A 12,672-nucleotide genomic window follows, 5' to 3' on the forward strand; every position below is an offset into this window, starting at 1 on the left:
GATGAGAGAATGGATAGCACCAAGGCATGGTATCAATCGCGCACGATCTGGGGCGCGCTGATTGCGGTTTTTGCACCGCTTTTCGCCGTCGCAGGCTTCGACTTGCCGGCCGGTCTGCACGGCGAGCTGGCGGAAGGGCTGGTAACGGTTGCAGGCGGAATTGGCGGCCTGATTGCACTTTATGGCCGCCTTTCGGCAACCCGCGCCATCCGCTGACGATAACAGCAGCAGCAAAGCCCCCGCCGCGGCTCATGGCGGCGGGGGTAGCATTCATTTGCCATTCAGACGCTTTGCGCTACATATTCGGTCACAATAAGGTTCGAGACGCACCCGGTTTTTGGAAGTTTGTAGAATGGCATCACCTCTCATCATCGCGACGCTTGCAGCCGGGCTTTCCGGTTTCACGGCGCCCGAGGCTGATCTGCAGGGCCACTACATTCTGGCTGCCAGCGATTGCGGCGCAGCCGTCTCCCGCGTCGTGCGCGAAACCGGCGGCCAGCTGCTTTCGGTCTATCCTTCCGGTGACGGTCAGTCCTGTGTCGTCACCGTTCTCGTCCAGGGCAATGGCGAGCGCCCGCGCAAGGTAACGATGCGCGTGCCGATGTAGCTTGCCCGCATCGCCGAAATATCGGAAAACGATCCGAGACACTTAGCATGACCGGAACGCAGGCGGGCCGGGACACAGGAAAGGGCTGATAATGCGTATTCTCGTTGTTGAGGATGATGCCAATCTCAATCGTCAGTTGACCGATGCGCTGAAAGAGGCCGGTTATGTTGTCGATCAGGCATTTGACGGCGAGGAAGGGCATTATCTCGGCGATACCGAACCCTATGACGCGATCGTTCTCGATATCGGCCTGCCGCAGCTGGATGGCATCACCGTCGTTGAAAAATGGCGTGCGGCCGGCAAGGCCATGCCTGTCCTGATCCTCACCGCCCGTGACCGCTGGAGCGACAAGGTGGCAGGCATCGATGCCGGTGCCGACGATTACGTCACCAAGCCTTTCCATGTGGAAGAAGTGCTTGCCCGCGTGCGTGCGCTCATCCGCCGCGCCGCCGGCCACGCGTCCTCGGAACTCACCTGCGGTCCGGTCAAGCTCGATACCAAATCCTCCAAGGCGACCGTCAATGGCACGACGCTGAAGCTTACCTCGCACGAGTTCCGTCTCTTATCCTATCTCATGCATCACATGGGCGAGGTCGTCTCGCGCACGGAGCTGGTCGAACATATGTACGATCAGGATTTCGACCGGGATTCCAACACGATCGAGGTGTTTGTCGGGCGTTTGCGCAAAAAGCTTGGGGTCGATCTGATCGAGACGATCCGTGGTCTCGGTTACCGGATGCAAGCCCCGGCCGATGCGAAATAGCTCTCTCACCGCCCGCGTTCTGCTGCTTGCCTCCGCCTGGTCGGCGCTGGCGCTGGTGGTGATCGCCGTCGTCATTTCGACGCTTTACCGGCAGGGCGTGGAGCGCAGCTTCACCGACCTTCTGCGGGCGCAGCTTTACAACGTCATCAATTCCGTGACGATTTCCAACGAAAATACACTGGCCGGCAGCCCGCAGCTCGGCGATCTCCGGTTTTCGCAGCCCGATACCGGCTGGTACTGGGTGGTGGAGCCGCTTGGCAATTTCCAGACCGCGCCACTGGTTTCTTCCTCGCTCGGCGTGTCGACGCTGCCGGTGCCGAGCATTATCGACGCACCCTTCGACAACAGATACGAGCGCTTTTATGCCGTCACCGATGAGGCGGGTAACAAGGTACGCGTGGCGGAAACGGAAGTGGTGCTTGACGGTGAGGGCCGTGCGGCGCGGTTTCGCGTCTCCGGCAATCTGAATGTCGTGGAAGACGATGTGCGTGATTTTTCCAACAGCCTTTATCTGGCGCTGGCCGTTTTCGGCGTCGGCAGTCTCGTCGTCAACGGCCTTGCCATTCTCTACAGTCTGCGGCCGCTCGATCAGGCCCGTGTCGCGCTCGGCAAGATCCGGGGCGGGGAGGCGGAGAGCCTCGAGGGCGAATTCCCGCGTGAAATCCAGCCGCTGGCGAATGAAGTCAACGCGCTGATCGACAGCAACCGGCGGCTGGTGGAGCGCGCCCGCATGCAGGTCGGCAATCTCGCCCATTCCCTGAAGACGCCGATCGCCGTGCTTCTGAACGAGGCCCGCACGCTGGAGCCGCAGCATGGCGATCTGGTGCGGGCGCAGGCCGACGCCATGCAGGCGCAGGTGCAGTCCTATCTCTCCCGCGCCCGCATCGCCGCCCAGCGCGGCTCCATCCTCGCCCGCGTGGAGGCCGAACCGGCGCTGGAACGGCTGGTGCGTGTGATGCGCCGCCTGAACCCCGAAAAGCAGTTCGTGTTGAATTTCGAGCAACCCGGCGCGGTGCTGGGCATGGAGCAGCAGGATCTGGAGGAGGTTGTCGGCAACCTTCTGGAAAATGCCGCGCGGTTTGCCGAGACCCGTGTGGTCGTCACGCTTGCCACCGGCACGCACCCTTCCTCCGACGCCGAAATCGGCCGCCGTTCGTGGGTGGAACTGACGGTAGAGGATGATGGGCCGGGGCTGGAGCCGGGACAGATCAGTGAGGCGATGAAGCGCGGCAGGCGGCTGGATGAGAGCCGTCCGGGAACGGGACTGGGACTTTCCATCGTTTCCGAAGTGGTGTCTGAGTACCATGGCCGCTTTTCGCTGTCGCGCAGCGCGATCGGCGGGCTGAAAGCCGATCTGATTTTGCCGGGCCTTTCGAAAGAGCTTGCGTGAGGCAAGAAAAAAGGCAAGAAATTCAATGGCACCATATTAGGTGCAATGCGGCAGGAAAGAGGACAGGGTTTGGTTGACGTGTATGATGGCTGTCGCTCCGTGACGATGCGTTCGCTGGTGTCACGCCCGGTATTTCTCTCGATCCTGTGCGTATCGATGCTGAGCGCCTGCACCACCACGGGCACCCGCCCGGCGGGCGGTGGCCTGTTTGGCGGCTCCGCACGGCCCGCAACACCGTTCCTCGCCAATCTCGAAGGCGGCATCGTCGGACGAAGCGGCGTGCAGCTCGACAGGGGCGACCAGACCAAGGCGCTGGAGGCGGAATACAAGGCGCTGGAAACGGCGCCTGTCGGAACCCCAGTCGTGTGGAACGGCGATGACGCCAAGGGGCAGGTGGTTGCCAATGCGCCCTATCAGGTCGGCAATCAGAACTGCCGGCAATATTCGCATAGCCTCACCGTGGATGGACGCGAAATCAAGGTGCGCGGCGCGGCCTGCCGCAATGGCGATGGCAGCTGGTCGCCTTTGACCTGACGAGTTTGACGTAAATCAAGGTCACCGACCTCTGGCGATGACAAGAAGAGGCACGGCGGAACAGCCGAAACAGGGCTTTTGGTGCGGCGTGATGTCTCAAATTCACGTCATCCCCGCGCTTCATGTTTCCATGTGCCGCGCATTCGAGTAATTGAGCCTTATGTTCTGGATTGTCGTTGCGATATTGACGGCGGCTGTCGCCATCGTCCTGATGTACCCGCTGATGCGGAAGACCGAGGTGCCTGAGACGCGCCGCGACGGTGAGGTTGCCGTTTACCGCGACCAGCTTGCCGAGTTGGACCGTGAGCGCGCTGCGGGCCTGATCGGTGAAACCGAAGCGGATTACGCCCGCGCTGAAATCGGTCGCCGCCTGCTTGCCGCCGCCGATTCGGAACAGGAAGTGGTAAAAGAAACCCGGCCGCTGCGGCACAATCTTGCCGCCAGCCTGATTACCGTTCTTCTGCCCGCCCTCGGTCTCTGTCTTTACATCTGGAACGGCAGTCCGGAAGTGCCGGACATGCCGCTAGAGGCACGTCTTGAAAAACCCGGCAATGACATGAACCTGCTGGTCGCCCGGGCGGAACGGCATCTGGCGCAGAACCCGGATGACGGCGCCGGCTGGGATATTCTGGCCCCGATCTATTTCAAAACCCTGCGGCTTGGCGATGCAGAGCTTGCCTATCGCAATGCGCTGCGTCTTCTGGGACCAAGCGCCGAACGGCTGACGGGACTTGGCGAAACGCTGGTGGCCGGCAATGACGGCATCGTCATCGAAGCGGCACGTGACGCGTTTGCCGAGGCCGAGCAGTTGAGCCCCGGTAATCCGCGCGCGCGCTTCTATCTGGCGCTGTCGCTGGAACAGGCGGGCAAGGCCGACGAGGCACGTGCGGCTTTTGCGGCGCTGGAGGCCGATGCGCCGGCCGGCGCGCCCTGGCTGCCGCTGGTTCGCGAACATATTACCCGCACCGGCCGCGAGACAGCCCCAGCCGCGCCTGGCCCGACCGCGCAGGATATGGCGGCGGCCAATGACATGACGGCCACCGACCGGCAGGCGATGATCGAGGGCATGGTGGCGAGCCTTGATGCCAAGCTGAAGGAAAACCCGGCCGATTTCGAAGGCTGGATGCGGCTCGTGCGCGCTTATTCGGTGCTGAAGAATGAGGCCAAGGCCGGTGAAGCCTTGAGGGCCGGCCTGCAGGCATTCCCGCCGGAGGGTGAGCAGGGCAGGCAGCTCCTTGCACTGGCGAAGGAACTGGGCGTTTCCGCCGGGCCGATCCGCACCAACGGGCAACAGGATGCCGCGCCGCAGGGAGTGACGCAATGACCCGCAAACAGAAACGACTGGCGATCATCGGCGGCGGCACGAGCTTCATTGTCGCGGCGGTGCTGCTCGTCATGTTCGCCTTCGGCCAGTCCATCGCCTATTTCTACATGCCGGCCGATCTTGAAAAGACACCAGTTAATCCCGGCACCCGTATCCGTCTCGGCGGTCTGGTGGCGGAAGGCTCGGTCAAGCGCGGCGAGGGCCGCACGGTGAGCTTCACTGTTACGGATGGCGAGGCCAATGTGCCTGTCAGCTACACCGGCATTCTTCCAGATCTTTTCCGTGAAGGGCAGGGCGTCGTGACCGAAGGCGTATTCGATGTCGCCACCCATGGCTTCGTGGCCGACAGCGTGCTGGCCAAACACGACGAAAACTACATGCCGAAGGAAGTGGCTGACCGGCTGAAGGACAAGGGCCTGTGGCAACACGGTGGCGACGGTGAGAACCCCGCCGCAACGCCGTCAGCCGGTGCCGTCTCCACTGACAAGACCGGAGCAACGAAATGATCAACGAGATCGGCCACTATGTTCTGGTTCTGGCGCTTGGTGTGGGGCTCATCGTCTCAACGTTGCCGGTGATAGGCGCGCGCCGCAACGACCGGGCGCTGATGGATGTCGCCTCGCTCGGCTCCGTCATGATGTTCCTGCTGGTGGGTCTTTCCTTCGCGGCGCTGACACGGGCTTACGCCGTCTCGGATTTCTCCGTGCGCAACGTCTGGGAAAACTCCCATTCGCTGATGCCGATGCTCTACAAATTGACCGGCGTGTGGGGCAATCATGAAGGCTCCATGCTGCTTTGGCTGCTCATTCTGGTGTTTTTCAGCGCGCTTGTCGCCGCCTTCGGCCGCAACCTGCCGGAAACGCTCAAAGCCAATGTTCTGGCCGTGCAGGCCTGGATTTCCGTTGCCTTCCTGCTGTTCATCCTGCTCACCTCCAATCCGTTCCTGCGTCTGTCACCGGTGCCGGCCGAAGGGCAGGACCTGAATCCGATCCTTCAGGATTTCGGCCTCGCCATCCATCCGCCGCTGCTCTACCTCGGTTATGTCGGCTTTTCCGTCTGCTTTTCCTTCGCGGTCGCCGCCTTGCTGGAAGGCCGCATCGACGCCGCCTGGGCGCGCTGGGTAAGGCCGTGGACGCTCGCCGCCTGGACTTTCCTGACCGCCGGCATCTCCATGGGTTCCTACTGGGCCTATTATGAACTCGGCTGGGGCGGCTGGTGGTTCTGGGATCCGGTGGAAAACGCTTCCTTCATGCCGTGGCTGGCCGGAACAGCACTTCTCCATTCGGCGCTCGTCATGGAAAAGCGCGAGGCGCTGAAGATATGGACCGTGCTTCTGGCGATCATGACCTTTTCGCTGTCGCTGCTCGGCACCTTCCTCGTCCGCTCCGGCGTCTTGACCTCAGTGCATGCCTTCGCCACCGATCCGAGCCGCGGCATCTTCATCCTCGGCATTCTGACCATCTTCATCGGTGGGGCTTTCGCGCTCTTTGCCTGGCGCGCGCCGTCGCTGAAGGTGGGCGGACTGTTTGCGCCGATCTCGCGCGAAGGGGCACTCGTCCTCAACAATCTCATTCTCACGGTCTCGACCGCCACGGTGCTGATCGGCACACTTTATCCGCTCATCCTGGAAACGCTGACGGGCGAAAAAATCTCGGTCGGTGCACCCTTCTTCAATCTCACCTTCGGCCTGCTGATGATCCCGATCCTGATCGTCACGCCCTTCGGGCCGATGCTGGCGTGGAAGCGCGGCGATCTTCTTGGCGCATTCCAGCGGCTTTATGTGGCCGCCGCCATTGCAGCCCTTGCCGGTCTGGCGCTCTGGTACGTGGAAAATGGCGGTCCGGTGCTGGCGGCGCTCGGCATCGCCGCCGGTTTCTGGCTGATTTTCGGTGCGTTTGCCGATCTCTGGTATCGCGCCAATTTCGGCAAGCTGGCCTTCGGCATCGCATTCCGCCGTCTGAAGGGCCTGCCGCGCTCTGCCTTCGGCACCGCGCTGGCGCATATGGGCGTCGGCATCACCGTGCTCGGCATCGTCATCGTCACCACCTATGAGACCGAAACCGTGCTGGAAATGAAACAGGGCATGGTGGCGGAAGCGGGCGGCTACAGCCTCACCTTTGATGGCATCCGCCACGCCGTTGGCCCCAACTTCACCGAGGATCGCGGCCATTTCACCGTGCGCAAGGCGGGGATCGAGGTGGGCGACGTCTGGTCGTCCAAGCGGCTCTATACCGCGCGGCGCATGCCGACGACGGAAGCCGGCATCCTGACCTTCGGCCTTAGCCAGCTCTATGTCTCGCTGGGCGACCCGATGGCCGATGGCGGCATGGTGGTGCGCATCTGGTGGAAACCCTTCATCCTGTGCATCTGGGGCGGCACCCTGTTCATGATGGTGGGTGGTTTCATCTCGCTCTCCGACAGACGCTTGAGGGTGGGGGCACCAAATCGCAAGGCGAAGCCAGTCCGACCAGCAGTAATGCCGGAGGCGGCGGAATGAGGAAGATGGTGGCAAGGCTTGCGCTTCTTCTGACCCTCATCTTTGCCGTATTTCCTGCCTTCGCCTTCAACCCCGACGAGGTGCTGAAAGACCCCGCGCTGGAACAGCGCGCCCGGAACCTGACCTCGCAGCTGCGTTGCATGGTCTGCCAGAACCAGTCGATTGATGACAGCAATGCCGAACTGGCGCGCGATTTGCGCGTTCTGGTGCGCGAGCGGCTGGTTCAGGGCGATAGCGACAATGCCGTCATCGATTATGTCGTGTCGCGTTATGGCGAGTTCGTGTTGCTGAAGCCTCGCCTCAGCCTGCGCACCGTGCTTTTGTGGGGCGCACCCATCGGTCTTACCCTTGTCGGCATTTTCGCTGTCTTCGTCTTCTCCCGCCGCCGGGCAACGCAGGAGCGGCCGCAAAAACTGAGCGCGGACGAAGAAGAGAGAATCCGTAATATCATTGAAAAATAACCGGTTTCCATATCGGTCCCCGGTTCTTTTTCAACATTACGGATTTTTCATTCGTCAGACACTTCGCCGTAAGGTGTTGCCTCCTATATCTTCATCATCCACCGCTTCTCCCCCGGTCAAACGGGCTCTAGTCTGAATGAAGAAAGAAGGTACCAATGTCTCACTCTCAAAACGGACGTTTCTCGCTGAAGACGGCCCTGAAGGCCACGACCGTCGGCGGTCTTGCCGCGCTGATGCTGTCCACCGGCATCGCCGCACCGATCGCCCATTCGTTTGCAGCACCCGTCGAAGTGACTGCGCCGCAGGTTCCGAGCTTTGCCAATGTTGTTGATGCGGTTTCGCCCGCCGTCGTCTCCGTTCGCGTCCAGTCGAACGTGCAGCCCGCCTCCGATGATTCCAGCAATTTCTCTTTCAATTTCGGCGGCCGTGGTCTCGACCAGCTGCCGGACGACCATCCGCTGAAGCGCTTCTTCAAAGAATTCGGCGGCCCTAACCAGGATCGTTCCGACCGTGGCCCGAACCGCCACCGTGACGGTAAGGGTCCGCTGCGCCCGGTCGCTCAGGGCTCTGGCTTCTTCATCTCCGAAGACGGTTATGTCGTCACCAACAACCACGTTGTCGATGACGGTTCCGCCTATACGATCGTGATGAATGACGGCACCGAACTCGATGCCAAGCTCGTCGGCCGTGATCCGCGCACCGATCTGGCGCTGCTGAAGGTCGATGTGAACCGCAAGTTCACCTATGTGAAATTCGCCGATGACACCAAGATCCGCGTCGGTGACTGGGTCGTCGCCGTCGGCAACCCCTTCGGTCTCGGCGGTACGGTGACCTCGGGCATCATCTCCGCCCGCGGCCGCGATATCGGCTCCGGCCCCTATGACGACTACCTGCAGATCGACGCTGCCGTGAACCGTGGCAACTCCGGTGGCCCCGCCTTCAACCTCAACGGTGAAGTGGTCGGCATCAACACCGCCATCTTCTCGCCCTCCGGCGGCAATGTCGGCATCGCCTTCGCCATCCCCGCATCGGTGGCCAAGGACGTGATTGCCGACCTGCAGAAGGACGGCAAGGTCGAACGCGGCTGGCTCGGCGTGCAGATCCAGCCCGTCAGCAAGGATATCGCCGAATCGCTCGGTCTTTCCGAAGCAAGCGGCGCACTCGTTGTCTCGCCGCAGTCCGGCTCGCCGGGCGACAAGGCCGGCATCAAGCAGGGTGACATCATCACCGCCGTCAATGGCGAACCCGTCAAGGATGCCCGCGACCTGTCGCGCCGCATCGGTGGCATGGCCCCCAACGCCAAGGTTGAAATCTCGCTCTGGCGCGGTGGCAAGTCGCAGTCGGTAACCGTGACGCTCGGCGATCTCGCCAGCGACGACGCTTCCAAGGCGACGCCTGCCCAGAACGACGACAAGGGCAGCCAGTCCTCCAGCGAGAAGGTGCTGTCCAGCCTTGGTCTCACGGTTTCGCCCGCCGATGACGGCAACGGCCTTGCCATCACCGATGTCGATCCCGACAGCGACGCCGCTGCCCGTGGCCTGAAGACGGGCGAGAAGATCACCTCCGTCAACAACCAGCAGGTCGCTTCCGCCGCCGATATCGAGAAGATCCTCGAACAGGCCAAGAAGGACGGACGCTCCAAGGCGCTGTTCCAGATCCAGACGGACGACGGCAGCCGCTTCATCGCTCTGGATATCGACCAGGGTTGATAAATAGAAAGGCGATGTCGGTTCCTTAGGGAGCCGGCATGGCCACTGAATATGTTTCGTCTCAAGGACGAGACAAAGCATATGGAGTGAGCGAGCGCCGCTTGTTTCTTCTCCCCGAGGGGGAGAAGGTCGCGGCAGCGGGATGAGGGGGCAAGGGCAGCGATAGACCGCACGCTTGCCCCCTCATCCGACCCTTCGGGCCACCTTCTCCCCTGCGGGGAGAAGATAAGGACCCGCAACGCCGGTCCAAGCAGCATCGCGGAGGAAACCTCATGGAAAACAAGGCCCAGGAAATGTCTGTCGCATCTCTTTCCGGTTGTGCGGAAAAGGGCGAGGGCGCTATTGTCCCGCACATGAAGATTCTTGTCATTGAAGACGACCTCGAGGCTGCGGCCTATATGACCAAGGCGTTCCGCGAAGCCGGGATCGTCGCCGATCACGCGAGCGACGGTGAGAGCGGCCTGTTCATGGGCTGCGAAAATTCTTACGACGTGATGGTGATCGACCGCATGTTGCCGCGCCGTGATGGGCTTTCCGTCATCAGCGAGCTGCGCCGCCGGGGCATCGAGACGCCGGTTCTGATCCTTTCCGCGCTGGGACAGGTGGATGACCGCGTGACGGGCCTGCGCGCGGGCGGCGATGATTATCTGCCGAAACCCTACGCTTTTTCCGAATTGCTCGCCCGCATCGAGGTGCTTGGCCGCCGCAAGGGCAAGCCCGAGCAGGACATGGTCTACCGGGTCGGTGATCTCGAACTCGACCGCCTGTCGCATGATGTGCGTCGCGGAGGTAAGGAAATCCTGCTGCAGCCGCGCGAATTCCGCCTGCTGGAATATCTGATGAAAAATGCCGGTCAGGTGGTGACCCGCACCATGCTTCTGGAAAATGTCTGGGACTATCATTTCGACCCGCAGACCAATGTGATCGACGTGCATGTCTCGCGCCTGCGCTCAAAGATCGAGAAGGACTTCGAAAAGCCGCTGCTGAAGACCATTCGCGGTGCCGGTTACATGATGAAGGATGAGGGCTGATTGCCGAAAATGGCCCGCCTCAGAATATTGTTCCGGTCGACCGCGGTGCGCCTCTCGGCGCTCTATATCCTTTTATTCGCGCTCTGCGCCGCCTTTCTCGTGTTTTACGTCACCGCCCTTTCCGAAAAGCTGCTGAACCAGCAGACGCGCGACGCGGTGCTACAGGAAGTCTCGGATGTGCAGCGTATCTATAATCGTGGCGGCATTAATCCGCTGCTGCGGATGATGGAGCGCCGCGCCCGCCAGCCGGGCGCGAGCCTTTACGTCATTGCCGGGCCGAATGGCGAAATCCTCGCCGGCAACGTTGCCTCCGTGCAGCCCGGCATCTTCGACAAGGAAGGCTGGACTGGTTTCCCCTTCCGTTACGAGCGTTATTCCGAAAGCGGCGACAGCGTGCAGCATCTCGCCACCGCCAATATATTCCTGCTGGATAATGGTCTGCGCATTCTGATCGGCCGCGATCTTGGCGAGCCGACCAAGTTCCGGGCGCTGGTGCGCAATGCGCTGATGGTGGCGCTGGCCATCATGAGCGGCGGCGCGCTGCTCATCTGGTTCGGCATCGGCCGCAATGCGCTGAAACGCATCGACCGCATGTCGGCGGCGACCAAGAAGATCATGGCCGGCGATCTTTCCCAGCGCCTGCCGCAGGGCCGCTCGGGAGATGAGTTCGACCGGCTGTCCGGCTCGCTCAATGCCATGCTCGGCCGCATCGAAAAACTGAACGAAGGCTTGCGGCAGGTTTCCGACAATATCGCCCACGACCTGAAGACACCGCTGACCCGGCTGCGCAACAAGGCTGCCGCAGCATTGGACGACGATGACGAAACCAAAAGGCGCTCAGCACTCGAGGGCATTATCGCCGAATCGGACCAGCTCATCCGCACCTTCAACGCGCTGTTGATGATCTCCCGCGTCGAGGCCGGCTCGATCGCCGCCGAAATGACCGATGTGGACGTCTCGGCAATCGCCGCAGACAGCGCCGAGCTTTACGAGCCGGTGGCCGAAGATGCCGGCCTTGTGCTGGAAACCCAGATAGCACCCGGACTTTCGGTGCAGGGCAACCGCGAACTGATCGGCCAGGCCCTATCGAACCTCATCGACAACGCCATGAAATATGCCTGCGAAGGCGAAGGCGACAAAAAGCTCGTCGTCCGTCTGGCGAGAGAAGAAGACGCAATCGTGCTGTCCGTGGCCGATAGCGGTCCCGGCATTCCCGCCGACAAGCGCGGTGAGGTGCTGAAACGTTTCGTGCGGCTGGATGAAAGCCGCTCCAAACCCGGCACCGGCCTTGGTCTCTCTCTGGTAGAGGCGGTGATGGAACTGCATGGCGGTTCGCTGGTGCTGTCGGACACCGATGCGTCGAATGCGGCCTGTCCGGGACTGACGGTTTCGATGGTGTTTCCCGGCAATAGCCGCTGAGGATCGTCAACAAGCGTATCTGGCGGGGAAGGGTATCCCCGCCGAACGGTTCAGATAAGCCTTAAAACGTATAGGCCACGCCCACCATCGCAAATGGCTGTATGTCCTTCTTCACCACCGGGCTGTCCTTGGCGTCGCCCAGGAGGAAACCGACGCCGCCGGTGCCGGTGATCATCCAGTTTTCCGTCATCATGTAAGAGACCGAGGCGCTGGCGTCGATGCGCTTGAAGCCGGCTTTGGCGTCATAACGGCGCAGGCCGGAGCGGGCGGATTGGGCCGAGGTGACGCCGAAATAGGATTTCATGTGGTTGTCATCCGCCCAGGTAGCGGAAAGGTCCGCGCCGAGGATGAACTGGTCGACCTTGTGCGAGACGCTCGCGCCGACCGTGGCCGTCAGGCCTTCGCTGCCGCCAATGGTCTTGTCGACCTTCGCGTAGATTTCGAAGGGGTCGATGCCATAAGCGATGACGCCGCCGACCACGCCGCCCGCCTTGATGTCGCCCATCCCACGCAGGTTCTTCTTGTCGTCTTTCTCCTTGCGTCCGGCTTCCCAGCCGCCCTTGATACCCAGTCGGAAACCGTTCTGGTTCAGGACATTGACGGTGGCGCCGCTGAAATCGATGCTCAGCGTATCGCCATATTGCACGGAGACCAACGGAACGGCACCGGCTTCCAGCTTGTCGGAGCCTTCATATTTGGGGGCATAGGCCGCGCCCACGCCGAGTGTGATCTTCCAGTCGCTGGAGTTGCTGTAGCGGGCATTGTCGAAATTGCCCTGCGGATCGGCGAGCCTGTCCGATTTGCCGATATCGGCGGCAAAAGCGGGCGTAGAGATGATCTGCGCCATGGGCAGCGCTGTCAGGCACAATGCCATCGCACGCAGGTTCTTTTGCCATTTCACCGTAAAAAATTGTTTCATGATCATATCCGTTGCAGC

At 61.6% G+C, this 12,672-nt stretch carries 13 protein-coding genes; 12 read left to right on the plus strand and 1 reads right to left on the minus strand.

Features of this window, described 5'->3' with window-relative positions; genetic code table 11:
• Positions 1-9 precede the first annotated feature (9 nt).
• From DXT96_RS02575 to DXT96_RS02630, 12 genes are all read left to right on the plus strand, one after another.
• Positions 10-216 (plus strand): hypothetical protein, encoded by a 207-nt coding sequence (locus tag DXT96_RS02575; protein ID WP_149898906.1) that lies wholly within the window; start codon positions 10-12, stop codon positions 214-216.
• Positions 217-352: 136 nt separating this feature from the next.
• The gene (locus DXT96_RS02580) at positions 353-607 is read left to right on the plus strand and encodes a hypothetical protein (protein WP_045017107.1); all 255 of its coding nucleotides are present in this window, start codon (positions 353-355) and stop codon (positions 605-607) included.
• 91 nt (positions 608-698) lie between these two features.
• Entirely contained in the window at positions 699-1,370 is a 672-nt protein-coding gene (locus tag DXT96_RS02585) for a response regulator transcription factor (protein WP_153513429.1), read from the plus strand.
• On the plus strand, positions 1,360-2,760 hold the full coding sequence (locus tag DXT96_RS02590) for a HAMP domain-containing sensor histidine kinase (RefSeq protein ID WP_149898908.1): 1,401 nt from the start codon (positions 1,360-1,362) through the stop codon (positions 2,758-2,760). The genes DXT96_RS02585 and DXT96_RS02590 overlap by 11 nt, the downstream gene beginning before the upstream one ends.
• A gap of 105 nt (positions 2,761-2,865) precedes the next feature.
• Entirely contained in the window at positions 2,866-3,294 is a 429-nt protein-coding gene (locus DXT96_RS02595; RefSeq protein ID WP_153514159.1) for a hypothetical protein, read from the plus strand.
• A 160-nt stretch (positions 3,295-3,454) separates the two neighbouring features.
• The gene (ccmI, locus tag DXT96_RS02600) at positions 3,455-4,618 is read left to right on the plus strand and encodes a c-type cytochrome biogenesis protein CcmI (RefSeq protein ID WP_194287529.1); all 1,164 of its coding nucleotides are present in this window, start codon (positions 3,455-3,457) and stop codon (positions 4,616-4,618) included.
• A complete protein-coding gene (ccmE, locus tag DXT96_RS02605) occupies positions 4,615-5,124 on the plus strand; it encodes a cytochrome c maturation protein CcmE (RefSeq protein ID WP_153513431.1) in 510 nt (169 codons plus the stop codon). The genes ccmI and ccmE overlap by 4 nt, the downstream gene beginning before the upstream one ends.
• Positions 5,121-7,115, plus strand: coding sequence for a heme lyase CcmF/NrfE family subunit (locus DXT96_RS02610; RefSeq protein WP_153513432.1), 1,995 nt, complete (start codon positions 5,121-5,123; stop codon positions 7,113-7,115). Before ccmE ends, DXT96_RS02610 begins: the two co-directional genes overlap by 4 nt.
• Positions 7,112-7,576 carry a cytochrome c-type biogenesis protein CcmH gene (locus tag DXT96_RS02615; protein WP_153513433.1) on the plus strand — a complete coding sequence of 155 codons (465 nt, stop codon included), beginning with the start codon at positions 7,112-7,114 and terminating at the stop codon, positions 7,574-7,576. The genes DXT96_RS02610 and DXT96_RS02615 overlap by 4 nt, the downstream gene beginning before the upstream one ends.
• A gap of 155 nt (positions 7,577-7,731) precedes the next feature.
• Positions 7,732-9,285 carry a Do family serine endopeptidase gene (locus DXT96_RS02620; RefSeq protein ID WP_149898913.1) on the plus strand — a complete coding sequence of 518 codons (1,554 nt, stop codon included), beginning with the start codon at positions 7,732-7,734 and terminating at the stop codon, positions 9,283-9,285.
• Between the two features lie 272 nt (positions 9,286-9,557).
• A complete protein-coding gene (locus tag DXT96_RS02625) occupies positions 9,558-10,316 on the plus strand; it encodes a response regulator transcription factor (protein WP_149898914.1) in 759 nt (252 codons plus the stop codon).
• A gap of 9 nt (positions 10,317-10,325) precedes the next feature.
• On the plus strand, positions 10,326-11,735 hold the full coding sequence (locus DXT96_RS02630) for a HAMP domain-containing sensor histidine kinase (RefSeq protein ID WP_149899031.1): 1,410 nt from the start codon (positions 10,326-10,328) through the stop codon (positions 11,733-11,735).
• A 61-nt stretch (positions 11,736-11,796) separates the two neighbouring features.
• Here the strand turns inward: DXT96_RS02630 and DXT96_RS02635 are convergent, their stop codons facing one another.
• Positions 11,797-12,660, minus strand: coding sequence for a MipA/OmpV family protein (locus tag DXT96_RS02635; protein ID WP_153513434.1), 864 nt, complete (start codon positions 12,658-12,660; stop codon positions 11,797-11,799).
• Positions 12,661-12,672: the final 12 nt, after the last annotated feature.

The sequence above is a fragment of the Agrobacterium sp. ICMP 6402 genome, assembly GCF_009498615.1.
GTDB classification, from domain to species: domain Bacteria; phylum Pseudomonadota; class Alphaproteobacteria; order Rhizobiales; family Rhizobiaceae; genus Agrobacterium; species Agrobacterium burrii.